This is a genomic window from Pseudomonas sp. VA159-2 (genome assembly GCF_024126635.1).
GTDB lineage: Bacteria > Pseudomonadota > Gammaproteobacteria > Pseudomonadales > Pseudomonadaceae > Aquipseudomonas > Aquipseudomonas muyukensis.
This window is the reverse complement of sequence record NZ_JAMYBV010000016.1, coordinates 1-24,745: the sequence shown is the minus strand read 5'-3', so window position 1 is coordinate 24,745 and position 24,745 is coordinate 1. Positions and strand designations below refer to the sequence as shown.

19 protein-coding genes and 1 pseudogene are annotated in these 24,745 nt (G+C 65.5%); 8 read left to right on the top strand and 12 right to left on the bottom strand.

Features of this window, described 5'->3' with window-relative positions; all coding sequences use genetic code 11:
• Positions 1–152: 152 nt before the first annotated feature.
• The gene (locus tag NJG22_RS16490) at positions 153–797 is read left to right on the top strand and encodes a DedA family protein (protein WP_253095988.1); all 645 of its coding nucleotides are present in this window, start codon (positions 153–155) and stop codon (positions 795–797) included.
• 501 nt (positions 798–1,298) lie between these two features.
• Here the strand turns inward: NJG22_RS16490 and NJG22_RS16485 are convergent.
• A pseudogene (locus tag NJG22_RS16485) lies at positions 1,299–1,925 on the bottom strand (sterol desaturase family protein); the annotation flags it as partial.
• Positions 1,926–2,038: 113 nt separating this feature from the next.
• Between NJG22_RS16485 and elbB the strand changes: the two are divergent.
• Positions 2,039–2,704 (top strand): isoprenoid biosynthesis glyoxalase ElbB, encoded by a 666-nt coding sequence (gene elbB / locus NJG22_RS16480; RefSeq protein ID WP_217851846.1) that lies wholly within the window; start codon positions 2,039–2,041, stop codon positions 2,702–2,704.
• Positions 2,705–2,906: 202 nt separating this feature from the next.
• Here elbB and NJG22_RS16475 read toward each other — a convergent pair whose 3' ends face one another.
• Positions 2,907–3,359 (bottom strand): YaiI/YqxD family protein, encoded by a 453-nt coding sequence (locus NJG22_RS16475; protein WP_217851844.1) that lies wholly within the window; start codon positions 3,357–3,359, stop codon positions 2,907–2,909.
• Positions 3,360–3,531: 172 nt separating this feature from the next.
• Positions 3,532–5,475: an FTR1 family protein gene (locus tag NJG22_RS16470; protein ID WP_253095986.1), complete on the bottom strand. Its 1,944-nt coding sequence runs from the start codon at positions 5,473–5,475 to the stop codon at positions 3,532–3,534.
• Positions 5,476–5,764: 289 nt separating this feature from the next.
• Here NJG22_RS16470 and NJG22_RS16465 point away from each other — a divergent pair, with 289 nt between their 5' ends.
• From NJG22_RS16465 to NJG22_RS16450, 4 genes are read left to right on the top strand one after another with little or no spacing between them, the layout of a single operon-like run.
• On the top strand, positions 5,765–7,156 hold the full coding sequence (locus tag NJG22_RS16465; protein WP_253095985.1) for a hypothetical protein: 1,392 nt from the start codon (positions 5,765–5,767) through the stop codon (positions 7,154–7,156).
• Between the two features lie 15 nt (positions 7,157–7,171).
• Positions 7,172–7,540 (top strand): YcfL family protein, encoded by a 369-nt coding sequence (locus NJG22_RS16460; protein WP_217851839.1) that lies wholly within the window; start codon positions 7,172–7,174, stop codon positions 7,538–7,540.
• Between the two features lie 21 nt (positions 7,541–7,561).
• A complete protein-coding gene (gene lpoB / locus NJG22_RS16455) occupies positions 7,562–8,149 on the top strand; it encodes a penicillin-binding protein activator LpoB (protein WP_186660568.1) in 588 nt (195 codons plus the stop codon).
• 3 nt (positions 8,150–8,152) lie between these two features.
• Positions 8,153–8,896: a penicillin-binding protein activator LpoB gene (locus tag NJG22_RS16450; RefSeq protein WP_253095984.1), complete on the top strand. Its 744-nt coding sequence runs from the start codon at positions 8,153–8,155 to the stop codon at positions 8,894–8,896.
• Positions 8,897–9,046: 150 nt separating this feature from the next.
• On the opposite strand, the gene NJG22_RS16445 is transcribed toward NJG22_RS16450, so the two are convergent.
• From NJG22_RS16445 to NJG22_RS16420, 6 genes are all read right to left on the bottom strand, one after another.
• Positions 9,047–10,465, bottom strand: a complete 1,419-nt coding sequence (locus tag NJG22_RS16445) for a TolC family protein (RefSeq protein WP_253095983.1) — start codon at positions 10,463–10,465, stop codon at positions 9,047–9,049.
• A complete protein-coding gene (locus tag NJG22_RS16440) occupies positions 10,462–11,337 on the bottom strand; it encodes an HlyD family secretion protein (protein ID WP_253095982.1) in 876 nt (291 codons plus the stop codon). The genes NJG22_RS16445 and NJG22_RS16440 overlap by 4 nt, the downstream gene beginning before the upstream one ends.
• The gene (locus NJG22_RS16435; protein WP_016392395.1) at positions 11,334–11,546 is read right to left on the bottom strand and encodes a DUF1656 domain-containing protein; all 213 of its coding nucleotides are present in this window, start codon (positions 11,544–11,546) and stop codon (positions 11,334–11,336) included. The genes NJG22_RS16440 and NJG22_RS16435 overlap by 4 nt, the downstream gene beginning before the upstream one ends.
• A complete protein-coding gene (locus NJG22_RS16430; protein ID WP_253095981.1) occupies positions 11,543–13,630 on the bottom strand; it encodes an FUSC family protein in 2,088 nt (695 codons plus the stop codon). Before NJG22_RS16430 ends, NJG22_RS16435 begins: the two co-directional genes overlap by 4 nt.
• Complete coding sequence (locus tag NJG22_RS16425; protein WP_253095980.1) at positions 13,627–14,064, bottom strand: MarR family transcriptional regulator; 438 nt, start codon at positions 14,062–14,064, stop codon at positions 13,627–13,629. The genes NJG22_RS16430 and NJG22_RS16425 overlap by 4 nt, the downstream gene beginning before the upstream one ends.
• 291 nt (positions 14,065–14,355) lie before the next feature.
• Positions 14,356–15,168 (bottom strand): tetratricopeptide repeat protein, encoded by an 813-nt coding sequence (locus NJG22_RS16420; protein ID WP_253095979.1) that lies wholly within the window; start codon positions 15,166–15,168, stop codon positions 14,356–14,358.
• Between the two features lie 207 nt (positions 15,169–15,375).
• Between NJG22_RS16420 and NJG22_RS16415 the strand changes: the two genes are divergently transcribed.
• Entirely contained in the window at positions 15,376–15,933 is a 558-nt protein-coding gene (locus NJG22_RS16415; RefSeq protein WP_217851825.1) for a WYL domain-containing protein, read from the top strand.
• A gap of 159 nt (positions 15,934–16,092) precedes the next feature.
• On the opposite strand, the gene NJG22_RS16410 is transcribed toward NJG22_RS16415, so the two are convergent.
• Genes NJG22_RS16410 through NJG22_RS16400 form a run of 3 tightly spaced genes read right to left on the bottom strand, consistent with a single transcriptional unit; the run spans position 16,093 to position 20,996 of the window.
• Positions 16,093–17,451 carry an HlyD family type I secretion periplasmic adaptor subunit gene (locus NJG22_RS16410; protein ID WP_253096114.1) on the bottom strand — a complete coding sequence of 453 codons (1,359 nt, stop codon included), beginning with the start codon at positions 17,449–17,451 and terminating at the stop codon, positions 16,093–16,095.
• A gap of 7 nt (positions 17,452–17,458) precedes the next feature.
• Positions 17,459–19,615, bottom strand: a complete 2,157-nt coding sequence (locus NJG22_RS16405; protein WP_253095977.1) for a type I secretion system permease/ATPase — start codon at positions 19,613–19,615, stop codon at positions 17,459–17,461.
• Between the two features lie 43 nt (positions 19,616–19,658).
• Positions 19,659–20,996: a TolC family outer membrane protein gene (locus tag NJG22_RS16400; protein ID WP_217851821.1), complete on the bottom strand. Its 1,338-nt coding sequence runs from the start codon at positions 20,994–20,996 to the stop codon at positions 19,659–19,661.
• Between the two features lie 348 nt (positions 20,997–21,344).
• Here NJG22_RS16400 and NJG22_RS16395 point away from each other — a divergent pair.
• Positions 21,345–24,745: retention module-containing protein (locus NJG22_RS16395; RefSeq protein ID WP_253095976.1), on the top strand; the 3,401-nt coding region annotated here is incomplete at its 3' end.

Genomic DNA, 24,745 nt, shown 5'->3' with positions numbered 1-24,745 from the left:
TGACGCCTGTGTTACGCCCTGAGGCAACCCTGCGACTTGTGGCCGCAGTCATTGTCCTTGTAGGAAATGTTCACGTCGAGACACATTTGGACACTTTCCCCAACGCGCCCGAAGGGGTAGGCTGCGCGTTCATTTCGCCAGCACGCCAGAAAATGCTTCAACAATTCCTGAACGATTTCGGCTACTTTGCCCTTTTTCTCGGCACGTTCTTCGAAGGCGAGACCATCCTGGTGCTCGCGGGGTTTCTTGCGTTCCGCGAGTACATGGATATCAAGCTGGTGGTGCTGGTGGCCTTCTGTGGCAGCTACGCCGGCGACCAGCTGTGGTACTTCATGGGCCGCCGTCACGGGCGCAAGATCCTCGCCCGCAAGCCACGCTGGCAGGCCATGGGCGACCGCGCGCTGGAACACATCCGCCGCCACCCGGACATCTGGGTGCTGAGCTTTCGCTTCGTCTACGGCCTGCGCACGGTGATGCCGGTGGCCATCGGCCTGTCCGGCTACCCGCCACGCCGCTACCTGCTGCTCAACGGTATCGGCGCCGCGGTGTGGGCGTTGGCGCTGGGCCTGGCCGCCTACCACTTCGGCGCGATCCTCGAAGGCATGCTGGGCAGCATCAAGAAATACGAGCTATGGGTGCTCGGCGGCCTGCTGGTGCTGGGCCTGCTGCTGTGGCTGCGCCGGCGTTTTCGCAACAGCCGCGCCGAGCGTCGCGCGGCGGCACAGAACCAGGCCGCCGAGGCTGAGCAAGCTGTAGCCCAGGAGCAACAGCCAGGACAGGGGCGTGACCAGCGCTAAGCCCAGCACGCCGGCCAGGTACAGGGCCGGCGCATTCGACAGCAGCCGCAGCCACTCCAGGCGCCGCGCCCAGGGCCGGTCCTCCAGCGCCGCGCCCAGCACGAACAAGCCGAACGCCATCAGCGCCCAGCCCAGTACCAGGGCCGCAGGCGATAGCCGCTCGGCCGAATCCATCAAGTAACTGCCCAACGCCACATAGACCGCGAACTGCGCCGTCACGTACAGCTGCTGCGCGCCACCCAGCGGGATGGCGAACTTGCGAAAGCCTGCCAGGTCCTGCTTGGCCTGTGGATAAGCCGCCGCCACGTCCGCCGGGCGCCAGCCGGTGGGCATGAACCAGATGCGCAGCTTGTCCCACCAACTGCCGGCACGCCGGGCGTCGTGCCACAGCTGGGCATAGAACTGCAGGTTGGCCCACAAAGGGTTCCAGCTGGCCAGCGGCGTGGTCACGCCGAAGATCACCGGCTCACGTTCGTCCTCTTCCTGGAAGGTGCCGAACAGCCGATCCCAGATTATGAACACGCCACCGTAGTTGCGATCCAAGTACACAGGATTCTGCGCATGGTGGACGCGATGGTTGGACGGCGTGATGAACATCCACTCGAGCCAGCCCAGCTTGGGCACGTGCCGGGTGTGCACCCAGAACTGGTACAGCAGGTTCAGCGAGGCCACGGTGATGAACACCAGCGGCGGCACGCCCAGCAACGCCAGCGGCAGGTAGAAGATCCACGAGAAGATGAAGCCGCTGCTGGTCTGGCGCAGGGCGGTGGTGAGGTTGTACTCCTCGCTCTGGTGGTGCACCGAGTGCGCCGCCCACAGCACGTTGCGCTCGTGCCCGAGGCGGTGCAGCCAGTAGTAGCACAGGTCGTAGAGCACGAAGGCGAACACCCAGGTCCACCAGGCATCGACGGGCAAGCGCAACAGGGCCAGGTGCTCCCAGGCCACGGCGTAAGTAACCAAGCCCACGCCTTTGGTCAGCAGCCCGGTGCTGGTGGACAGCGCGCCGGTACTGAGGCTGTTGATCGAGTCGGCGAGCTGGTAGTTGTGCCGCCCGCGCACGCGGTCGGCGATCAGCTCGACCGCGATCAGCACGAAGAAGAACGGCACGGCCAGCAGAATCAGGTCCATGAACGGCCACCTCCAAGGTTATCCACGAAGATTAGGTCGCCTGCAGGGCAAATCCCATGGATACATCTGCCAAACTAGAGGACATTTAGTGCCTCGACACTGGAGTATTGAGCATGACGAAAAAAGTTGCGGTGATTCTGTCCGGTTGCGGCGTGTACGACGGCGCCGAAATCCACGAAAGCGTGATCACCCTGCTGCGCCTGGATCAGCGTGGCGCCCAGGTGCAGTGCTTCGCGCCGAACATCGCGCAGATGCATGTGATCGACCACCTGACCGGGGAGCAGATGCCCGAGTCGCGCAATGTGCTGGTGGAGTCGGCGCGCATCGCCCGTGGCGCGGTGAAGGATATTCGCGAAGCCAAGGTCGAGGACTTCGACGCGCTGATCGTGCCCGGCGGTTTCGGCGCGGCGAAGAACCTTTCGAACTTTGCCGTCGAGGGCGCCAACTGCAGCGTGCAGCCGGATGTGCTGGCCCTGGCCGAAGCCTTCGCCGATGCCTGCAAGCCGGTCGGGCTGATCTGCATTTCGCCGGCGCTGGCGGCGAAGATCTACGGGCCGGGCGTGGTCTGCACCATTGGCAAGGACGCCGGCACCAGCGCGGCGGTGGTGAAGATGGGCGGCACCCATGAAGAATGCGATGTGCATGACATCGTCGAGGATGTGCAGCGCAAGCTGGTGACCACCCCGGCGTACATGGAGGCGAAGTCGATCAGCGAAGCCGCCAGCGGCATCTACAAGCTGGTGGACCGGGTGCTGGAGCTGACCCACGAGAACGACTGATAAATGCGGGTGTACCGGCCTCATCGCCTACAGGTAAAGCGCAGCCTCATGGCTGCTGCGGTCCCTGTGGGAGCGGCCTGGTGTCGCGATGGGCTGCGTAGCGGCCCCGGCGATTTTGCAGAATGCCGAGATCGGGCCGCTAGGCGCCCCATCGCGACACCAGGCCGCTCTCACAGGCTTGGCGAATGCTTGCGCGATAGCGTCAGGCTTTGGACAGGCGGGTCAGGATCCGGTCCAGTGCATTGGCGAACGCCTGCTTCTCACGCTCGCCATAAGGGGCCTGCCCGCCCCCGACCTGGCCCTGCTCGCGCAGCTCGGTGAACAGGTTGCGCACTGCCAGGCGCTCGCCCATGTTGCGTTCGTCGAACTCGCGGCCGCGCGGGTCCAGCGCCGCCACGCCCTTCTTGATCAAGCGATCGGCCAGCGGCACGTCGCTGCAGATCACCAACTCGCCAGGCTCGGCGTTCTCTACCAGGTAGTCGTCAGCCGCGTCCATGCCGCTGGGCACCACGATCAGCCGCACGCAGGCGAAGGCCGGCTTGATCTGCGGCTGGCCGGCGACCATCACCACCTCCAGCTTGCGCTTGAGGGCGAACTTGACGATCTGGTCCTTGGCCGCCTTGGGGCAGGCGTCGGCATCGATCCATACACGCATTGCTTTCGTATCCTCGCAAAGCTGGGAGGGCTGCGCCCTCCTTTCGCGACACCAGGCCGCTCCCACAAAGTGACCAGTATGCCTGTGGCTGCGACTGTCTTGCACTGGGGCAACACCAGGCCTCAGGTGGACACGGCCACTGTGGGAGCGGCCTTGCGGCCCTACTCTATGATCAGGTGGCCGCCGCTCGGCGCTTCTCGGCCAGGCGGCTACGTCCGTACAGCACCACAATGGCCAGCAGCGCCAGCGCCTGCGCGCTCAACGAGTAGGCATCGGCATGGATGCCCAGCCAATCGAACTCGAAGAACGCCACCGGCCGCGTACCCAGCACGCCGGCCTCTTGCAGCGCCTTCACGCCATGCCCGGCGAACACCACCGACAGCGCGCACAGCAGCGCCGCGTTGATGCTGAAAAACAGCGACAGCGGCAGCTTGGCCGAGCCGCGCAGGATCACCCAGGCCAGGCCCACCAGCAGCACCAGTGCCGTGGCGCCACCGGCCAGCACCGCCTGGTGCCCGGCGGGCCCGGCCTGCAGCCACAGGGTCTCGTAGAACAGGATCACCTCGAACAACTCGCGGTACACCGAGAAGAACGCCAGCACGGCAAAGCCGAAGCGCCCGCCACCGCTGACCAGGCTGCTCTTGATGTAGTCCTGCCAGGCCGCGGCGTGGCGGCGGTCGTGCATCCACACCCCCAGCCACAGCACCATCACCGCGGCGAACAGCGCGGTGCAGCCTTCGAGCAGTTCGCGCTGGGCGCCACCCACGTCGATCACGTAGGCGGCCAAGGCCCAGGTGGCGAAGCCGGCGACCAGCGCCAGGCCCCAGCCGATGTTGACGCTGCGCACCGCCGACTGCTGGCCGGTATTGCGCAGGAAGGCGAGGATCGCCGCCAGTACCAGGATCGCTTCCAGGCCCTCGCGCAGCAGGATCAGCAGACCGGAAATGTAGCTCAGCGACCAGCTCAGGCCATCGCTGCCCAGCAGCTTGGCGGCCTCGTCCAGTTTCGCCTTGGCCTCGGCCAGGCGCTGTTCGGCCTGGGCCACCGGCAGGCCGTCCTGCAGCGACTGGCGGTAGGCCATCAAGCTCTTCTCAGTGTCCTTGCGGGCCTGGGTGTCGATGTTGTCGAGCGAGCTTTCCACCAGCTCGAAGCCTTCCAGGTAGGCCGCCACCGACAAGTCATAGGCCTGGTCGTGGTCGCCGGCGCGGTAGGCTGCCAGGCTCTTGTCCAGGGTGCTGGCGGTGTACTCGAGCAGTTGTGCCGGGCCACGCTTGGCCTGCGGCGGCTGCGCGCGCTGGGCACGGAACGCGGCCACGGCACCGGCGCCTTCGCTGGCGGCGACCTCGGCCGGGGTCTGCCGGGCCAGGTCGGCAAGGTTCCAGGCCTTGTCGCTCTTGGCTGCCTGCGGATCGGCGGTGAAGCTGGCGATGTAGGCCGCCACGTCCCAGCGTTGGCGCTCGTCGAGCTGGTCGGCGAACGACGGCATCTCGGTGCCTTCGATGCCCAGGCCAAGGGTGTTGTACAGGTCGAACAGGCTCAGGTGGTCAAGCCGCTCGACACTGCGCAGGTTGGCCGGCGGCGGCTCGAGCCCGGTGCCGGCCGGGCCGTCGCCCAGGCCGCTGTCGCCGTGGCAGATCGAGCAGTTCTGCGCGTACAACGCGGCGCCACGGGCCGGATCCGGAGTGATCACCGGGGCCTGGCTGACCTCGTAGGCCACGGCCAGGCGGGCGCCTAGCTGGCGAGCCTGGCGCGCCACCCCGGCGCCATCCTGACGCTGCTCGATGGCCTCGCGCAGGCCCTGCACGCCCTGCGCCAACGCGCTTCGCTCGGGGTTGTCCGGCAGGCCCTCGATCAGCTCGGCCAGCACAGCGCTAAATTCCTGTTGCTCGCGATATTCACCGTCGTCCACCACCTGGCCGTCACGCACCGTCGGCGGGTAGTCGGCACCGATGTAGTCCAGCAGGTGCAGGGCCTTGGTCGCATCGGCCGGGGCTTCGGCCAGCGTCGGGGCGCTGCACAGCGCCAGCAGCGGGCCGAGCAACAAGGCGGGCAGCCAGGCGAACAGACGGGAACGGGAATTCATGGCCAATCTCGACGTAAATACGAAAGAGAACATTGTTCACTTCCACTCTGTGTCACTCAAGGCTCAAGGGCAGATTTCATGAAAAATCCCGTGACAAATTCATCGAGCGACGCCGTCCCACCGGCTTTTCCGACTGATGGCAAACCTGCCGAAGGTGCGAAGCAATTCGCCATCACCAGGCTACTACTTTGGGTATAATCCCGCGCCGCCGTAATAGCTATTAGCAATCAAGGAGCCTCCATCAAGAGGTTCTGGCGATAAACAGAGGGATCTGCCGCCCCCGCCCCCGCGGCTCACTTGTTTCAGGGAAAGAAGAAGTCCGATGGTATCCCGCGCCTTGACCCTGGCGACCTTGCTCGCCGCTTTGCAGCTCACCGGCTGCTCGGTCTTTCGCAGCTACGACAGTGAATTGCAGGAGACCAACAAGCAGTTGGCCGCCGGCAACGTCGATGCCGCCCTCGCCCTGTTGGAAAACCACAACAAGGGCGAGCAGAAAGACCTGCTCTACTACTTCGAAAAAGGCGAGCTGCTGCGCTCCAAGGGCGACCTCAAGGGCAGCCAGGACGCCTGGCGCGCCGCCGACAGCGTGGTGTTCCAGTGGGAAGAGTCGGTCAAGCTCGACACCGACAAGTACCTCAGCCAGTTCGGCAGCTACCTGGTCAACGACAAGGTCCGCCGCTACGAAGGCTATGACTACGAAAAGGTCATGCTGACCACGCAGATGGCCCTGAACCTGCTGGCGCAGAACGACTTCGACGGTGCCCGCACCGAGATCAAGAAGACCCACGAGCGCGAAGCGGTGATCGCCGAACTGCGCGACAAGGAGTACCTCAAGCGCGAGGAAGCGGCCGAGCAGGAAGGCATCAAGACCGAATACAAGGACCTGCAAGGCTACCCGGTCGCCAGCCTCGATGCACCGGAGGTGGTCAGCCTGAAGAACAGCTACCAGAGCGCCTTCAGCCACTACCTGTCCGGTTTCGTCTACGAAGCCCTGGGCGAAAAGGGCCTGGCCGCCCCCGGCTACCGCAAGGCCGCCGAACTGCGCCCGAACACCCCGCTGCTGGACCAGGCCCTGCTCGAGCTGGATAAAAACAGCGCCAAGGCCACTGAAAGCGACGTGCTGATCGTGGTGCAGAGCGGCCTGGCCCCGGCCCGGGACTCGATCCGCATCCCGCTGCCGTTGCCGATCGAGGACAACCTGGTGATCACCCCGCTGTCGTTCCCGATCATTCGCGACGACACCTCCACCGCGCACCTGGGCGAGATCCGCCTGGACGACCGCGCCCTGGCCCTGACCGCGCTCAACAGCACCAGCGCCATGTCGCGCCGGGCCCTGCGCGACGACATGCCGGGCATCATCCTGCGTACCAGCGTGCGCGCCATCAGCCGCGGCGTGGCGCAGAAGAACCTGAACAAGGCCAACCCCATGGCCGGCCTGGTGGTGGGCATCGCCTCCAGCGTGCTCGAAGGCGCCGACACCCGCACCTGGCGCACCCTGCCCGACCAGACCCAGGTGGCGCGGGTCCGTCTCAAGCCTGGCGAGCACCAGCTGAACCTGCCGTCGAACCTCGGTGGCACCCAGGTCAAGGTGAAGATCGACCGGCCCTACCAGGTGGTGAGCCTGCGCGTGGTCGGCAACCGTGTATTCGCTGGCGGCCCGGCCGTCGAAGTCACCCCGCAGGCCCCGGCGCAAGCCGTCGCCAGCCTCAAGTAAGCACAAGGATCGCACATGCGCAAAACATGCCTCGCCCTGGCCGCCGTCGCCCTGCTGGCCGGCTGCGCCACCCCGCCTCCCGCCCCCGGCAGCGCCGCCAGCAAGGTGGTGACCATGGGCCAGCTGGATGACATCGAGGTCGGCCAGATGCGCGTCGCCCGGGAAAACGGCTTCCTCACCGTCAACGTGGCGCTGAACAACACCAGCCGCAGCAACCAGACCCTCTACTACCGCTTCGCCTGGCTGGGCGACGACGGCTTCCCGGTGGCCGACGAAGAAAGCTGGAAGGCCCTGCCGCTGTACGGCAAGCAGGCCAAGTTCCTGCCGGCCATCGCCCCCACCCCTGCTGCCCGCGACTTCCGCCTCGAAGTCCACACCCGGTAACCCTTTTCAGGAGCACGTTCCATGTTTGCACGCCTTTCCCTCGCCGCCATCGCCATCGCCCTGGTCAGCGGCTGCAGCACCCCTTCGCCGGTTCTTGGCGGCAAGAACATCAGCTACGGCGACAGCAAGGCTGTCGAGCTGGTCACCAACGAGTTCGGCTCCACCGACCTGCAGATGATCGCCGAGAGCATGACCCGCTCCCTGGCCCAGTCCGGCGTGCTGCACGGCCGTCCGGTGGTGCAGGTGTACGACGTGAAGAACAAGACCAGCGAGTACATCGATACCCGCGAGATCACCACCTCGATCAAGACCCAGCTGATGAAGTCCGGCGTGGCGCGCTTCGCCAGCGACAACACCGACATGCAAAGCCAGGTCGACCAGCTCAAGCTGCAGAACCAGAGCGGCCTGTACAAGAAGAAGACCGTGGCCAAGACCGGCAACATGATTGCCGCCAAGTACCGCCTGGAAGGTTCGATCAGCTCCATCGTCAAGCGCAGCAGCGACTACAAGGACGTGTTCTACAAGTTCAGCCTGCAACTGGTCGACGTGGAAAGCGGCCTGGCCGAGTGGATGGACGAAAAAGAAATCCGCAAGACCACGGAGCGCTGAGCGATGCGTGCATGGATGGCAATCATTGGCCTGGCCTGCGCCTGCGCCGCGCAGGCGGCCCCCAAGGTGGCGGTGACCGACCTGGCCTACCAGGCGCAGGTGGAGGAGTACATCCACACCGTCAACGCCCAGAGCAGCGGCCAGGCCGGCATGTACCACGCCAGCGGCCAGTCGAGCTACAGCGAGTTCGAGAGCCTCAACAGCTACATCGAGCAGACCGAACTGCGCAAGTTCGGTGGCGACATCAAGGGTGAGATCCTCAAGACCGGCATGTTCCAGCTGGTCCAGGGCCGCCCCTACACCGCCGACGCGAAGGAAGACGTGTACGACGTGATCCGGCGCATCAAGAACGGCGCGTTCAAGGGCGCCGACTATGTGCTGTTCGGCACCTTGTCGGACATCGACTTCCAGCAGGACATCAACTCGCTGGACCACACCGACAGCTACTCGGCGGTGCTGGGCCTGACGGTGGTCGCCGACTTCAGCCTGATCAACACCCGCACCTACGAAATCACCTCGGCGTTCACCGCCATGGGTGAAGGGCAGGACACCAAGCTGGTGAAGGGCCAGGACCGGCGGGTGACGCTGAACCGCCCGCGGGTGGTGCGGGATGTGTCGAAGGCGCTGGGCGAGGATGTGGCGCAACAGCTGGCGGAGCAACTGGGCGGTTCGCTGCCCGGGCAACCCAAAGCGCCGCGTGGCCGCGACAACCTGCCGCCGGATGAGCCGGCGCGGGTGCTGAACTAAGTACGCATTCCCTGTAGGAGCGGCCTCGTGTCGCGAAAGGGCCGCATAGCGGCCCCAGGGATTCAGCCGTGATGCAAAAATCCCTGGGGCCGCCTTGCGGCCCTTTCGCGACACAAGGCCGCTCCTACAAGGGAACGCCTTCGCCTCTCTTCAAGGCCTGGCGCTGTCCTTCCAGCCGCCGCCCAAGGCCAGGAACACCCCGATCTGCCCCATCGCCACCTGGCTGTTGGCCGCCGCCAACTGCGCACGCACATCGGTGTAGGTGCGGGTCGCCTGCAAGTCCGCCAGGAACGACTCACGCCCCACCTGGTAACGCAGGTGCGTCTGGTCCGCCGATTCCTTCGCCGAACGCTCGGCGTCGGCCAGCGCATCGCGCCGGTCCAGCAGCGCGCTGTACTGCGCCAGGCGGGTCTGGGTCTCGCGGATGGCGTTGAGCACCACCCCGTCGAAATGCGCCAGCGCCGCCTGGGTCGAGGCCTCGGCCATGCGAATGCGCGCGCGGGTGCCGTTGGTGGGAATGTTCCAACTGACCTGTGGGCCAAAGCCCCAACGGTTGGCCGAGGGCTCGCCGAGGTTCTTGGCCAGGCCGATGGTGCCGATCTGCGCGCCGATGCTGATGTCCGGGTACAACGCCCCAGTGGCCACGCCGATGGTCGCGGTGGCCGCGGCCAGCTGGCGCTCGGCCTGGCGCACGTCGGGGCGACGCTTGAGCAGCGCGGCACCATCGCCAACCGGGATCAACTGCGCCAACTGCGGCAGCTCGGCGCAATCGGCGGTGCCCGCCGGCAACTGCTCCAGCGGCTTGCCCAGCAGCGCGGCCAGGGTGTACAGCCCGGCCTCGCGCTCGGCCTTGAAACGTGGCAACTCGGCACGCAGCGACTTGAACTGGGTCTGCGACCGGGTCACCTGGGTCTCGTCGCCACGCCCGGCGTCACGCAGGCGCTGGGTCAGTTGCACGCTCTGCTGCTGCAGGTCCAGGGATTCCTGGGCGATATGGTATTCCTCGTTGGCCGAGCACACCTGGGTATAGGCCTTGACCACGTCGGCCACCAGGGTGATGCGCGCGGTGTCGGCAGCGGCCTGCACGGCGTCGGCATTGGCCTTGGCCGCCTCGGTGCCGCGCTTGAAGGTGCCCCACAGGTCGAACTGGTAGCTGGCGCTGATGAGCGCCTCGCCGATATTGGCCACCGGCACTTTCTCCGGCAGCAAGAAGGCCTCGCCGGACTCCTGCAGGCGCTGGGCACCCAGCTTGACCCCACCGTTGAAGCCGCCTTGCGACTCGGCCACTGCCACCTGGGCACGGGCCTTGGCGAGGTTGGCGGCGGCCACGCGCAGTTCGGTGTTGGCGCTCAGCGCCTGGCGCACCAGTTGGTTCAGCCGTGGGTCCTGGTACAGCTGCCACCAATCCTCGGGCACCGGCGCCGACACCACGCTGTCGGCGTCCTGGCGCAGCGGGCCGTTCAGGTCTTCGCGCTGCACGGCGGCGTCCTTGGGTAGCTGGTAGTCGGGGCCGACCATCATGCAGGCGCCAAGCGACAGGCACAGCCCTGCCAGGATCAGCTGTTTCATGGCTGTGGCCCCTCGATGATCGAGACCGTGGCAGTGCGTCCGGCGATCATGCGAAAGTCTTCCGGCACCTCGTCGAAGGCGATGCGCACTGGAATGCGCTGGGCCAGGCGCACCCAGCTGAACGCCGGGTTGACGTTGGGCAGCAGGTTGGCGCCGCTGCTGCGGTCGCGGTCCTCGATGCCGGCGGCCAGGCTCTGCACATGGCCACGCAGGCGGGTGGTATCGCCCATCACGCGGATGTCCACGGCGTCGCCGATATGGATGCCGCCCAGCTTGGTCTCCTCGAAGTAGCCATCGACATGGTAGGAGGCGCTGTCGACCACCGACAGCACTGGCCGGCCGGCGCTGACGAACTCGTGGGCGCGCGGGGCACGGTCGTTGAGGTAGCCGTCGACCGGACTGCGCACCACCGAACGGTCAAGGTTGAGCTGGGCGACGTCGACCTGCACCTGGGCCTCGTTGACCGCCGAGCGCGCGCGGGCTTCGCGGGACTGGCTCTCTTCCAGCTGCTCGGCCGCCACCAGGTTGCCCAGCTTGCGGTTGCGCTGCGCCTCGCGGGAGGCCTGGGCCAGGGTTTCCTGGCGCTCGGCCAGGGTCGCCTTGGCCTGGCGCAGGGCCAGGGTGAAGCGGTCCTGGTCGATGGTGAACAACACCTCGCCACGCTTGATGGTCTGGTTGTCGCGCACCTCGACCCGCTGGATCAGCCCAGACACGTCGGGGGCGATCTGGATCACGTCGGCGCGGATGTGGCCGTCGCGGGTCCAGGGGGCGAACATGTAGTACACCACCATCTGCCACACGAGCACGGCGGCGAAGGTCACTACCAGCAGGGTCAGGACCACGCGGCCCAGGGTCAGCAAAGGTTTTTTCATGGCAGCATCAGGCTTCGGCAAAAGTGGTCCACCGCGCCAAGCAGCACGGCATACAGGGCAACGTTGAACAACGCCCGGTGCCAGACCAGGCGGTAGAAGTGCAGGCGCACCAGCACCGCGTGCACCCCAAGGAACAACAGGTAGGTGCCAAACATCATCACCAGCAGCGTGGGCAGGAACACCCCGCTGATATCCAGTTCACCGATCACAGGGGCGCTCCGTCGAGGCCGGGGGACAGTTGCGTTTGTTCGGCAGGCTCGAGCATCACTTCCACGCCCGGTAGCAACGCCAGGCGCAGGCCGCTCAGGGCATGCAGCAGGTGGGTGCGGGCATCGCCGCGCTCGTGCAGCTCATCGAGGTTCAGCGCCAGGCGCGCGCGCTCCATGTTGCGCAGCAGCGCCGCCGGGGCGTGCAGGCGTTCGCCTTGGCGCAGGCAGGCGGCGTAGTGGCCGCCGACTTCCTCGATCACCGTCTGCAGGCGCTGGCGGGCCTGCTGGCCGGCACGCGGCATGTAGGCCAGCAGGTCGAGCAGGTTCAAGCCCACGCGCAGGTCGCGTAGCGCCACGCCGCTGTCCTGGCCGGTCTGCGACAGCCGCGGCAGGTGCTGCATCAGGCGATCGAGCAACTGCACGCCCACCTGGCGGTGCTCGGCCAGGCTCGCCGGCTCGGTCATCTCGACGATGTCGCGCCAGACGAAGCGGGTCATGCGCTTGGCGGCCAGCTCGACGCCGAACGGGCGCACCACCAAGGTCCAGATGAAGGCGAACAGCAGCCCCACCGGGCCCGCCAGGTTGGCGTTGATGAAGGTGAAGAAGTCGGCGTCGTAGGCGCCCTGGATACTGATGAAGGTCGAGGTGTTGACGATGGTCAGCAAGGTCCCCAGGTAAAAGCGCGGCTGTACGGTCAGGGTACCGATGCAGATGAACGGCACGGCGAAGGCCAGCACCAGCATCGGGAAGTCGTGCAGGTTGGGCAGCACCAGGAACAGGTACAGGCTGGAGAAGATCACCGACATCAAGGTCCAGAAGAAGAACCGGTAGATCTGCGGGGCCGGGTCGTCCATGGCGGCGAAGAAGCTGCACGACACCGCGGCGAGAATCACCGCGCTGGCGCCGTCGTTCCAGCCCAGGCCGATCCACAGGCCGCAGGCGACGACGATGGCGGTGACGGTGGAAAACACCGAGTAGAGCATCAGCCCACGGTCGAAGAACGGCGTCAGCCGGCCCAGGCGCCAGTGGCGGTACACCGCGCGCCAGGGTGTGGCGTCGTCCTTGCGCAAGGCATGCTGCAAGGTGCAGCAGTCCTGCCACAGGTCGACCCATTCGGTCAGCCGGTACAGGGCGTTGGACAGCAGCAACTGGTCACGCTGGTCGAGCGCCGCGGCGCCAGGCTGCAGGTGGTCGATCTGCTCGTGCAGGGCGGTCCAGCGCGCCACTGCGGCGCTGTCGGCGGTGCCCCTGAGCCATTCGCGGGCGTGCTCGAGCACCGGCTGAAGCTGCGCGAACTGTGTCGGCGCGCGGTTTTGCAGGGCCACCAGGGCATCGTCCAGGGCGTCGATCACTGGCAGCAGGTGGATCATTCGTCCACGCAGCTCGCGGGCGTTCTTCAGGGTGTGCGGGCCGGCGCCTTCGTGGCCGAGCTGGCCAATCATCGGCTCCAGCGTGTTGAAGGTGGCGACCATCGCGCCGCGCATGCCGCCGACCTTGTCGGCGCTGGCTTCGCGGGCAAGGTAGGTGTCGCTGTAGCGGATCGCCTCGGCGAACCAGCTGCCGGCCGAGCCCAGCACCACCGGCGCCAGCCGGCGTGGCCAGAACACCGCGCCGACCACCGCCGCGCAGACGATCCCCAGGCAGATCTCCTGGGCCCGGGAGGACGCCACGTCGAATACCGCCAGCGGGTTGTCGACCACGGCCAGGGCGATCATCGGCAAGGTGTAGCCGGCCAGCATCAGCACGTAGTTGTTGGCGGTGCGCAGGTTCAGCGAGAGGAACAGCAAGGTGCCGGTCCACAGGGCGATGGCGATGCTCAGCAGCAAGGGCGACTGCACCAGCGGCGGCACCAGCAGGATCGCCCCGCCGGCCCCCAGCAAGGTGCCCAGGGCGCGGTACAGGGCCTTGGAGGTGGTCGGGCCGAGGAACGGGCTGGAGACGATGTACACCGTGGCCATGGCCCAGTACGGGCGCGGCAGCTGCATCAGCAGGGCGATGTACAGGGCGATCATCGAGGCGGCGAAGGTGCGCACGCCGTAGAACCAGTCGCGGGCCGGGGGAACCGAGCTGAAGAAGCCGTTCATGCTGGCAGGCCTGCCTCTTCGAAGGCGCGGATCACCCGCAGGGTGGCTTCCAGGTCGGCCTGGTCGAGGCCGGCGAGCACGTCGCGGCGCAGGCGCACCAACTCGCCTTCGATCGACTCGGCAAGCTCGCGCCCTGCCGGGGTCAGGCTCAGGGCCTTGGCCCGACGGTCCAGGGGGTCTTCGCTGCGGCACACCAGGCCGGCCTTGCACAGCTGGTCGAGCAGGCGCACCAGCGACGGGCTTTCCAGGCCCGCGGCCTGGGCCACGGCCACCTGGTGCACGCCATCGCCCAGGCGCACGATCATCAGCAGCGGCACGGCGCAGGCTTCGGAAATGCCATAGCCGGTCAGGGCCCCCTGGCACAGGCGACGCCAATGCCGGGCGGCCACGACCATGCCGCTGCTGATCTTCAGGTGCAGTGCGTCGAGGGACATGTGAGAACCGAGGATATTCATAGTTTGCTAACTATCAATATACGCCCTGCCCTCCCCCTGTCGTCAACCGGGGGGGACGGAGGGAGACGATGAAAGGTTGTTCATCTACCCGCCATCCGGCCGGATAACGCGATCCCTGTAGGAGCGGCCTTGTGTCGCGAAAGGGGCGCAAAGCGGCCCCAGGTTCTGAGCCACCCTCGAAATTGCCGGGGCTGCTGCGCAGCCCTTTCGCGACGCAAGGCCGCTCCCACAGGGTCAAGCTAAATCAATAAGTTACGGCCATGCCTTGGCTCAAGGCTGGATCTGGTCTTCCAGTTTCATGGCCAGGGCCAGGGTGCTGCCCAGCTGGATGGCCTGGTCACGCCAGCCCAGGTAGCGCGTGGCGTCGCGGCTGCTGAAGTACACGGCCAACTCCTCGGCGGCATGCATCACCCCGGTCGCCGCCGCCAGTTCCAGCCAATACAACCCAGCCCGGGTGTCGGCCTCCACGTACACGCCATGCAGCAAGCGGTAGCCAACCTCGAAACGGCAACGCTTTTCGCCGCGCTGGGCACCGCGCAGGAACCACTGGTAGGCCTCGAGCGGATCGACCTGCCACACCTGGTCGCCCTCGCAGACCTCCTCCTCGTACAAATCGCCCAAGGCCGCGGCGGCATGCACCATGCCGCGCTCGAAGGCATGCCGGTAGTACTCCGCCGCATTGGCGTAGCTCACCTCCACGCCCTTGCCGAAGTAGTGCTGCTGCCCCAGGTTGAACCAGGCCGCCGCATTGCCCTGCAACGCCGCCATGCGCAGCAGGTGGCCGGCCAGCGAAGTGTCGCCGCGCCAGTACTTGCCGTTGAGCCAGATCCAACCCAGGTCATTGAGCGCCGCCACGTTGCCCAGCAGGGCCTGGCGACACAGGTCGTGATACACCGCCTGCAAGTCGACCGCTTCGTCCAGGCGATCAATCAGGCCGAAACGCTCGCCGGGCAGTGCCTGCTGGCTGGGCATGCCGACCCCGGCGAACAGCCGGTGACGCTGGCCCGGGCGCGCCGGCGCCGGCACGATCCGCTCGGGAAGCAGCCGGGCAAGCAGCGAATGGATATTGCTGGCGGCAGACATGTTCATCCTCATTGAACGACCCACAGCTCCAACCTCCACTGTGTTGAGGCGTGATTCTGCGCGATGGCACGACAAAACCTGTCGCGAACGATTCAAAGCCAGGCAACCAATTGCCGCTTCCTTGATCTGAGCAGGGCTGTGGCCAATTGCCATGCCCCGCCCGTGCCGCCATCCTATGCCGGCAAGCCTAGACAAGGACGTTTCCTTTTGCCGTTCGCCACCACCCGCGCCACCCTCAGCCGACAATGGGCGTTGCTGCGCCAGTTGCCCAGTCGCTCCCCCGGGATCACCAGTGCCGAACTGGTGTGGCGCCTGCGCGACGTGGGCTTCAGTGTCAGCAAGCGCACGGTCGAGCGCGACCTCAACGAGCTGTCGTTGATCTTCCCGCTGGAGCGCAACGACAAGAGCATTCCGTTCGGCTGGCACTGGTCGGCCACTGCCGGCAGCGAGTTGCGCGGCAATTTCGACCTGCATGGCTACCTGCGCGGCGACACCTTGCAGCCTGGGCAGGAGGACGGTATCGAGTTGCAGGCGTGGATCAGCGACCTGCTGGCGCGGCGCCTGCGCGAGGCGCCGCTGACCGGCGACATGCAGCTGACGGCCCTGGAGCAGGGGCACAGGCTGCGCGCGACCGTAGCCGACGGCTGGTCGTTGCGCTGGTGGCTGCTGAGCCAGGGGGATGGGCTGGTGGTGGAGGCGCCGCAGGCGCTGCGCGAGGAGATCGCGCGGACCCTGGCCTCGGCGGCCGCGCAGTACCTGAAATGATCGCGGCCTTGCTGGCGAAGCAAGCGGCGCGGTGGAGGGCACCGGCTGTGCCGGTGTTCGCCAGCAAGGCTGGCGCCTACGGGGCAGGGCCTGGCAGCCCCCAAAGCCGTAGGCGCCAGCTTGCTGGCGAAGCAGGCGACAGAGCAACCTGATCGCCAATCAGCGCTCGCGCAGCGCCTCGCTACGGGCCTTGATGATCGGCTTGAGCAGGTAACTCATGATGGTCTTCTTGCCGGTCATGATGTCCACCGTGGCAACCATCCCCGGGATGATCAGCAGCGGCTTCTCCTCCGTGCCCAGGTGGCTCTTCTCGGTGCGCAGCTTGATCACGTAGTAGGTGGTCTTCTTGTCTTCGTCGGTGATGGTGTCGGCACCGATCTGCTCAAGCTTGGCCTTGAGCCCGCCATAGATGGTGTAGTCGTAGGCGGTGAACTTGACCGTGGCTTCCTGGCCTGGGTGCAGGAAGGCGATGTCCTTGGGCAGGATCTTCGCCTCCACCACCAGGGTGTCGTCCAACGGCACGATCTCGATGATGTCGCTGCCCGGCTGGATCACCCCGCCGATGGTGTTGACCAGCAACTGCTTGACGATGCCGCGCACCGGCGAGGTAACCATGGTGCGGTGCACCCGATCGTCCAGGGCCTTGCTGGTGGCGGTGGCCTTGTTCAACTCGGTCCGGGCCTCGTTGAGTTGGGTCAGCGCCTCGCTACGGAACTTGCCGCGAGTTTCTTCGATCTTGCTCTGGACTTCCTTGATCGCCGCCTCGGCACGGGGAATGGCCAGGGCGGTGGAGTCCATCTGGCCACGGTTCTCGACCTCGGCGCGGCGCAGGCGCAGCACTTCGACCTGGGAAATCGCGCCCTGGGCCACCAGCGGTTCGGACATGGCGATTTCCTGGCGCAGCAACTGCAGGCTGTTGGCGTACTGGGCACGCTTGGAGTTGAACTCGCGCAGTTCCTGCTGCTTCTGCACCAACTGCTGTTGCAGGCCACCGATCTCGTCCTGCAACTGCTGGCGTCGGCTCAGGTACAGCGACTGTTCGTTGGCCGCCTGGCTCGGCGCGGCCTTGCGCAGCTCCTCGTCGATCTGCAGCGGCTTGTCCTCGACCTCGGCGTTCAGGCGCTGTACGCGCAGGGCCATGGCCAGGCGCGAGGCCTCGGTCTCGTCGACGTTGGAGGCGAAGCGGGTTTCATCCAGGCGCAGCAACGGCTGGCCGACTTCGACGACCTCCCCTTCCTTGGCGAAGATCTCGGCGACGATACCGCCCTCGAGGTTCTGGATTTTCTGCACCTTGGACGACGGGATCGCCTTGCCCTCGCCGCGCGTCACCTCGTCGATGGGCGCCACGCTGGCCCAGACGATCAGAAACAGGAAGAACGCGATCACGCCCCAGATGGTCAGGCGCACCACCCGTGGCGCGTCCTCGATCAGCGCCTTGTTGACCTCGGGCAGGGGCTGCCCGGCCAGCGATTCGGAGCCTTTGAAATAACGGCGCAGGTTGTCCTTGAAACGCCCCATATCCAGCTTATGCAACACTGATCTGCCCCTTCTTCAGCGCATCCATGACGGCGGCTTTCGGGCCATCCGCGACAATCTGTCCACGATCGATGACGATCAGCCGGTCCACCAGCGACAACAACGAGGCGCGGTGGGTGACCAGCAACACGGTCTTGCCTTCGACAACCGCCGCCAGGCGCTGCTTGAGACGCTCCTCGCCAGTGTTGTCCATGGCGCTGGTGGGTTCGTCGAGCAGCAGGATCTGCGGGTTGAGCAACAGCGCCCGGCCCAGGGCGACGTTCTGCCGCTGGCCGCCGGAAAGGTTCTGGCCCCGTTCGCCGACCTGCAGTTCGTAGCCGTCGGGGTGCAGGCGGGCGAATTCGTGCACGCCGGCCAGCTCCGCGGCCTGCAGGATCAACTCATCCTCGATGTAGCGGGCACCGCTGACCAGGTTGTCCCGCAGGGTGCCGGCCAGCAGCTGGATGTCCTGGGGCACGTAGCCGATATTGTGGCGCAGTTCGCTGACGTCGATCTGGCGAATGTCCACGCCATCGACCAGCAGCGAGCCGTTGTCCGGCTCGTACAAACCGACGATCAGCTTGGCCAGCGAACTCTTGCCCGAGCCGCTGCGGCCGATGATGCCGACCTTCTCGCCCGGGCGAATGCTCAGGTTGATGCCCTTGAGCGCCTGGTTCTGCTGGTTCGGGTAGGTGAACTCGACGCCGCGGAACTCGATGGCGCCCTGCAGCACCTGGCGGCTCAGCGGGCGTTCCTCGAAGTTGCGCTCCTGGGGCAGTTCCATCATCTGGTCGGTGGCGACCATGGTCACCTTGGCTTGCTGGTAGCGGGCCAGCAGGCCGTTCAGCGAGCCCAGCGGGCCGAGGGCGCGGCCGCTGAGCATGTAGCAGGCCACCAGGCCGCCCATGCTGAGGTTGCCGTCGATGATCAGGTACACGCCCACGCAGATCATCGCCACGCCGGCCAGTTGCTGGATCAACGCGGTGATGTTCATGGCCAGGCCCGACAGCACCTTGACCCTAAGCTCCAGGCGGCTGAGGGTGCCGAGGGTCTGCTCCCACATGTACTGGCGCTCGCTCTCGGCGTTGTTGACCTTGACCGCGTCCAGCCCGGCGAGGGTTTCGATCAGGCTCGACTGGCGCTCGGAGGCCAGCGCCATGGTGCGCTCCATGGTCGCCATCAGCGGCTTCTGCAAGGCATAGCCGATCCCCAGGGCCAATGGGAAGGCCAGGATCGGGATCCACACCAGGTGCCCGCCGATGATGGCGATGACCATGAGGATCAGGAGGGTGAATGGCAAGTCGATCAGGCTGGTCAGGGTCAGCGAGGCGAGGAAGTCGCGCAGGCCCTGGAACTCATGGATGTTCTGGGCGAAGCTGCCGACCCGCGCCGGGCGGTACTTCATGGCCATGCCGACGATGCGCTCGAACAGCGTCGCCGAGATGATCAGGTCGGTCTTCTTGCCGGCCAGGTCCAGGCAGAGGCTGCGCAGCCCCTTGAGGATCAGGTCGAAGACGTAGGCGCCGGCGATGCCGACCGCCAGCACCCACAGGGTCGAGGTGGCCTGGTTGGGCACCACGCGGTCGTACACGTTCATCACGAACAGCGGCGCGGCCAGGGCGATCAGGTTGATCACCAGGCTGGCGGCGATGGCATCGATGTACAGCCACTTGCTGCGCAGCAGGGTGTCACGGAACCACGAGCGTGCCCGTGGAATCAGGTTGCCGTGGTTGACGTCGAACTTGTGCTGCGGCTGGGCGAAGAACACCTTGCCGCTGTAGTCGCCCTGCAAGGCTTCGCGGGTCACCAGCACCTCACCGCCGTCGCTTTCGCTGAGCAGCAGACGCGCGGTGTCGTCGTTCTCCCAGCCCAGCAGGACGGCGCAGCGGCCTTCCTTGAGCAGCAGCATGGCCGGCATGGCGATGCTCGGGATCTGCTCCAGCTTGCGCTGCAGCAGCCGCCCCTGCAGCCCGGCGCGAGCGGCGGCACGGGGCAGCAGCTCGGCGGTCAGGCGTTGGGAGGGCAAGGGTAGCCCGGTGGTCAGCATGGCCCGGCTGGCGGGTTTCTGATGCAGGACACACAGGGTCAGCAGACTGTCCAGCAGCGGGTCGTCATGCTGACTGCGTGGATCGTGGCTGAGTTGGACTCGACTGACTTCGGATTCCACGCGGCGCTCTCTTCATCCTTGCGGGGTTGGTTCAAGGCGCCTTTCAGTTCATGCCTGGCAGGTTCACCTTGGGTTTCAGGTCGTTCTGCACAACGGCGGCCATCGGGGCTACGACACCCTGGCTCTTGAGCAGTTGGCCAATGGTCGCCTTGATTCGGTACTGAGTAAACATTTGCGTGTTCTTCACCTCCACCAGACGACGCTGGGCGGTGAAGGTTTCATTCTCGCTGTCGAGCAGGTCGAGCAGGGTTCGCTCGCCCAGGCTGAACTGCTGCTGGTAGGCACTGCGCACGCGGTTGCTGTGATCGACGTACTGCTGGGCGATCGGCACCTGGGCGTTGGCGTTGTCCAGAGCATTCCATGCCAAGCCTAACTCCTCATTGAGCTGGCGCAAGGCGTTGTTGCGAATATCCAGGGCCTGGTTGGCCAGGTACGACTTCGACTCGAGGTCGGCCTTGTTGCTGCCACCGGCGTACAGGTTGAAGTTCATGCGCAGCATGGCCTGCCACTCGTTGTTGTGGCCGACGGCGCCGTCGAGGTTGTTGTCGGCGGTACGGCCGAGCTCGGCGTCGAAGCGCGGGTAGAAGGTGGACTTGGCCGCGTCGTACTGCTTCTCGGCGGCGGCGATGTCCGATTCGGCCGAACGCAGTATCGGGCTGAACTCGATCAGTTGGTGACGCGCTTCGTCGAGGGTTGCCGGCAGCAGGTCGACAAACGGCGCAGGCGTGCTTAACTCGTCCGGCATTTGCCCGACGACGCTGAGGTAGTTGGTGTTGGCGTCGGCCAGGTTGGTCTGCTCGGTGATCAGGTTGTTGCGTGCCTGGGCCTGGCGGGCCTCGGCCTGGTCGAGGTCGGCCATGCGCCCGACCCCGCGGCTGGTGCGCAACTTGATCTGGTCGAGGATGCGGTCGTGGTTGCGCAGGTTGTCTTCGGCCAGGCGCACCATCTCGCGACGGGCCAGCACATCCAGGTAAACCTGGGCGACGGTCAGCGCGGTGCGCTCGGAGGTGCCCAGCAGCGAATAGGCCCGGGCATTGACGGTGGCTTGTTGACGCCCGACCTCGCTGGAGGTGGCAAAACCGTCAAAAACCATTTGCCGCAGACGAATGGCTGACTCGCCACGGTTGAGCGTCTCCCAGCGATTGCGGGTGCTGGGGCTGTCGGTGCCTTCCCGACCGTAACCGGCTGTCACATCGACCCGCGGCAAATAGCCGCCCTGGGCAGCGCGCAACTGGTAATCCGCAGCCGTGCGGGCGTTCACCCCGGCCTGGATTTCCGGGTGCACCTCGAGGGCTTTTTGCATGGCTTCGGGCAAGGATTGTGCTTGAACGAATGTGGCGGCGAGAGCGAAAGGAAGAGCGGTGAACAGTGACGCACGCATGTTTGCTGGTTCCCGAGAGAGCTATTGTCCTAAATCACAGCCGAAGCTGTCCCTGCCTTGGAAAATGGCAAGCCCTGATCCTGTGGGTAGGAAACTTCCGAATAGGCAGTGCGATTAATACGAAAGAGAGAGCTGCGGCTGGCCAAATATCAATGTGACATTACCTCGACGATTGTTTAGGATGGCAGCCAGAAGGTCAATAGTTTGGCATAAACTTAATAGCCAGAAATTATAGACGTAAAATTGACGCAAATCAGCGTCAAAAACATTATTGAAACATTCCATCAGTCGCCGCCTCACGCGCGAGCAGGCATGGAAGCCAACTGAACGGGTCGTCCGGAGAGTCCAATGAGCACTGTTGTTGCCATCGTCAAAAGCATTGTTGGCCAAGTCATCGCAGTTTCCCCAGAAGGCATCCGGCGCGTTCTCATCGAAGGCGACCGCCTGTTCGCCGGCGAGCAGGTAGACACCGGCGCCGGTGGCGCGGTGTCCCTGGAGCTGGCCGACGGCCGCGTGCTCGACCTGGGCCGCGACACCCAGTGGAGTGCCGACAGCCCCGACAGCAGCACCGACCTGAGCCAGGCCAGCGCCCAGGCGGCGCCTTCGGTCGAAGAGCTGCAGCAGGCCATCGCCGCTGGCGTCGACCCCACCACCGAGCTGGAAGCCACCGCCGCGGGCCCATCCGCAGCAGGCGGCGGTGCGGCGGGTGGCGGCCACAGCTTCGTGATGCTGCAGGAGACCGCCGGCGCGGTCGACCCGAGCATTGGCTTCCCGACCGGCCCGATCGGCTTCGGCAACGGCCAGGGCAGCGAAGAGGTGGGCGCGCTGGATGCCAACGGCGCCAATACCACCAGCAACGCCCCCAGCGTCACCAGCCTGACCCTGAACGCCACCCCCACGATCACCGAGGCGGGTGGCGTGATCGTCTATACCGCCACGGTCGGCCAGCCGCCGCTGAGCAACCTGACCGTCACCTTGTCCAACGGCGCGGTGATCGTCATTCCGGCGGGCCAGACCACTGGTAGCGTGAACGTCACCATTGCGCCGAACGACACGCCCTATATCGACGGCGGCCAGATTTCCGCCAGCATCACCGGCACCACGGGCGGCAACGGCCTGGTCATCACACCGAACACCACCCCGGCCGTGACCCAGGTCACCGACACCATCGACACCACCACCGCCACCCTGACCGCGACCCCGAGCGTCACCGAAGGCGGCGTGATCACCTACACCGTGACCCTGACCAACCCGGCGCAGACCCCGGTGACCGTCACCCTGTCCAATGGCCAGACCGTCACCATCGAAGCCGGCAAGTCGTCGGGCAGTGTCGATTTCCAGACCCCGCCCAACGATGTCTACAACAATGGCAGCACCGTCAGCACCACGATTACGGGGGCAACAGGCGGTAACTTCGAGAATCTGGTGGCGAACCCGACGCCAGCGCAAACCGTCATCAGCGACTCGGTAGACCCCACCAGCGCCACCCTGACCGCCACCCCGAGCGTCACAGAAGGCGGCGTGATCACCTACACCGTGACCCTGAGCAACCCTGCCCAGACCGAGGTGAGCGTCACCCTGTCCAACGGCCAGACCGTCACCGTCAAGGCCGGCGAAAACACCGGCAGTGTCGAGTTCCAGACCCCGGCCAACGACGTGTTCGTCAATGGCAGCACCGTCAGCACCAGCATCACAGGGGCCACTGGCGGCAATTTCGAAAGCCTGGTGCCGAACCAGACGCCGGTGCAGACCCAGATCACCGACAGTATCGACACCGTGAGCGTCACCATCGCCAGCAACGGCGATGTCACCGAAGCCCAGCAGCCGACCTTTACCGTTTCGGTCAGCCAGAAACTGGATCACGACCTGACCGTGACCCTGAGCAACGGCGACAAGGTGGTCATCGCTGCCGGCCAGACCGAGGCGACCTACAGCCTGCCGGCCCAGGGCGACGACGTGTTCAAGGACGCAAGCTCGGTGTCGCTCGGCGTGACCGACGCCAGCGTTGCGGGCAAGACCTTCGAGAACCTCGAGCTCGGTGGCAAGGCCACTGTGCAGATCACCGACACTATCAGTGAAGTGGTCGCGACCCTGTCGGCGGACAAAACCACAGTGTCTGAAGGCGGCCAGATCACCTACACCGTAACCCTGACCAACGGCCAGGGCCTGTCGGTGACCGGCCATAACGGCCTGACCTTCACCCTGACCGATGGCACCAAAGTGACCATTCCGGCAGGTAGCGCCACCGGCACCATCACCATCAACGCGCCAGACGACGTGTTCGTCGGCGGCCAGCCTTCGATCGTGAACAAACTCGAGGGTGTCACTGGTGCAGACAACTTCGAGAAACTGTCCCTCGGCAAGGACGAAGTCAAAACCGAAGTCACTGACGAACCCGGCACCGGCACTCCAGCTACCGGTAACGAGGGCGACAAGGTCACCGTGACCATCGTCAGCAAGGGCGACGTGACCGAAGACCAGCAACCCGCCTTCACCGTCAAAGTCAGCCAGAAACTGGACCATGACCTGACTGTCACCCTGTCCAATGGTGACAAGGTGGTGATCCCTGCTGGCCAGACCGAAGCTGAGTACAAAACCAAAGCCCAGGGCGACGACGTCTTTAAAGACGGCGATACCCTGACTGTCGGCATCACCGATGCTGCCGTGGACGGCAAAACCTTCGAAAACCTGGAACTCGGCGGCGACGCCAGCGTGCAGATCACCGACACCATCAGCGAAGTCGTGGCCACGCTGTCTGCAGACAAAACCACCGTCAGCGAAGGCGGCCAGATTACTTACACCGTCACCTTGAGCAACGGCCAAGGCCTGTCGGTGACCGGCCATAACGGCCTGACTTTCACCCTGACCGATGGCACCAAAGTGACCATTCCGGCAGGTAGCGCCACCGGCACCATTACCATCAACGCCCCGGATGACGTGTTCATGGGCGGCCAGCCGACCATCGTCAACAAACTGGAAGGCGTGACCGGTGCGGACAACTTCGAGAAGCTGACCCTCGGCAAGGACGAAGTGAAGACCGACGTCACCGACGAGCCAGGTACCGGTACTCCGGGCACCGGCAACGAGGGCGACAAGGTCACCGTCACCATCGTCAGCAAAGGTGATGTCACCGAAGACCAACAGCCTGCCTTCACCGTCAAAGTCAGCCAGAAGCTGGACCATGACCTGACCGTCACCTTGTCCAACGGTGACAAGGTGGTGATCCCTGCTGGTCAAACCGAAGCCGAGTACAAGGCCAAGGCCCAGGGCGATGACGTCTTCAAAGATGGCGATACCCTGACTGTCGGCATCACCGGTGCCGCCGTCGATGGCAAGACCTTCGAGAACCTGGAGCTCGGCGGCGATGCCAGCGTGCAGATCACTGACACCATCAGCGAAGTTGTGGCCACACTGTCCGCAGACAAGACCACAGTGTCTGAAGGCGGCCAGATCACCTACACCGTGACCCTGACCAACGGCCAGGGCCTGTCGGTGACCGGCCACAACGGCCTGGTCTTCACCCTCACCGATGGCACCAAGGTCACCATCCCAGCGGGCAGCGCCACGGGCACCATCACCATCAACGCCCCGGATGACGTGTTCGTCGGCGGCCAGCCGACCATCGTCAACAAACTGGAAGGCGTGACCGGTGCAGACAACTTCGAGAAAATGACCCTCGGCAAGGACGAAGTCAAAACCGAAGTCACCGACGAGCCCGGCACCGGTACCCCTGGCACCGACAACCAGGG

What these genes read in the sequence shown, in the direction of transcription:
- NJG22_RS16490 (WP_253095988.1), top strand. Translation starts at nt 153, where the DNA reads ATGCTTCAACAATTCCTGAACGATTTCGGCTACTTTGCCCTTTTTCTC.
- elbB (WP_217851846.1), top strand. Translation starts at nt 2,039, where the DNA reads ATGACGAAAAAAGTTGCGGTGATTCTGTCCGGTTGCGGCGTGTACGAC.
- NJG22_RS16475 (WP_217851844.1), bottom strand. Translation starts at nt 3,359, where the DNA reads ATGCGTGTATGGATCGATGCCGACGCCTGCCCCAAGGCGGCCAAGGAC.
- NJG22_RS16470 (WP_253095986.1), bottom strand. Translation starts at nt 5,475, where the DNA reads ATGTTCTCTTTCGTATTTACGTCGAGATTGGCCATGAATTCCCGTTCC.
- NJG22_RS16465 (WP_253095985.1), top strand. Translation starts at nt 5,765, where the DNA reads ATGGTATCCCGCGCCTTGACCCTGGCGACCTTGCTCGCCGCTTTGCAG.
- NJG22_RS16460 (WP_217851839.1), top strand. Translation starts at nt 7,172, where the DNA reads ATGCGCAAAACATGCCTCGCCCTGGCCGCCGTCGCCCTGCTGGCCGGC.
- lpoB (WP_186660568.1), top strand. Translation starts at nt 7,562, where the DNA reads ATGTTTGCACGCCTTTCCCTCGCCGCCATCGCCATCGCCCTGGTCAGC.
- NJG22_RS16450 (WP_253095984.1), top strand. Translation starts at nt 8,153, where the DNA reads ATGCGTGCATGGATGGCAATCATTGGCCTGGCCTGCGCCTGCGCCGCG.
- NJG22_RS16445 (WP_253095983.1), bottom strand. Translation starts at nt 10,465, where the DNA reads ATGAAACAGCTGATCCTGGCAGGGCTGTGCCTGTCGCTTGGCGCCTGC.
- NJG22_RS16440 (WP_253095982.1), bottom strand. Translation starts at nt 11,337, where the DNA reads ATGAAAAAACCTTTGCTGACCCTGGGCCGCGTGGTCCTGACCCTGCTG.
- NJG22_RS16430 (WP_253095981.1), bottom strand. Translation starts at nt 13,630, where the DNA reads ATGAACGGCTTCTTCAGCTCGGTTCCCCCGGCCCGCGACTGGTTCTAC.
- NJG22_RS16425 (WP_253095980.1), bottom strand. Translation starts at nt 14,064, where the DNA reads ATGTCCCTCGACGCACTGCACCTGAAGATCAGCAGCGGCATGGTCGTG.
- NJG22_RS16420 (WP_253095979.1), bottom strand. Translation starts at nt 15,168, where the DNA reads ATGTCTGCCGCCAGCAATATCCATTCGCTGCTTGCCCGGCTGCTTCCC.
- NJG22_RS16410 (WP_253096114.1), bottom strand. Translation starts at nt 17,451, where the DNA reads ATGGGGCGTTTCAAGGACAACCTGCGCCGTTATTTCAAAGGCTCCGAA.
- NJG22_RS16400 (WP_217851821.1), bottom strand. Translation starts at nt 20,996, where the DNA reads ATGCGTGCGTCACTGTTCACCGCTCTTCCTTTCGCTCTCGCCGCCACA.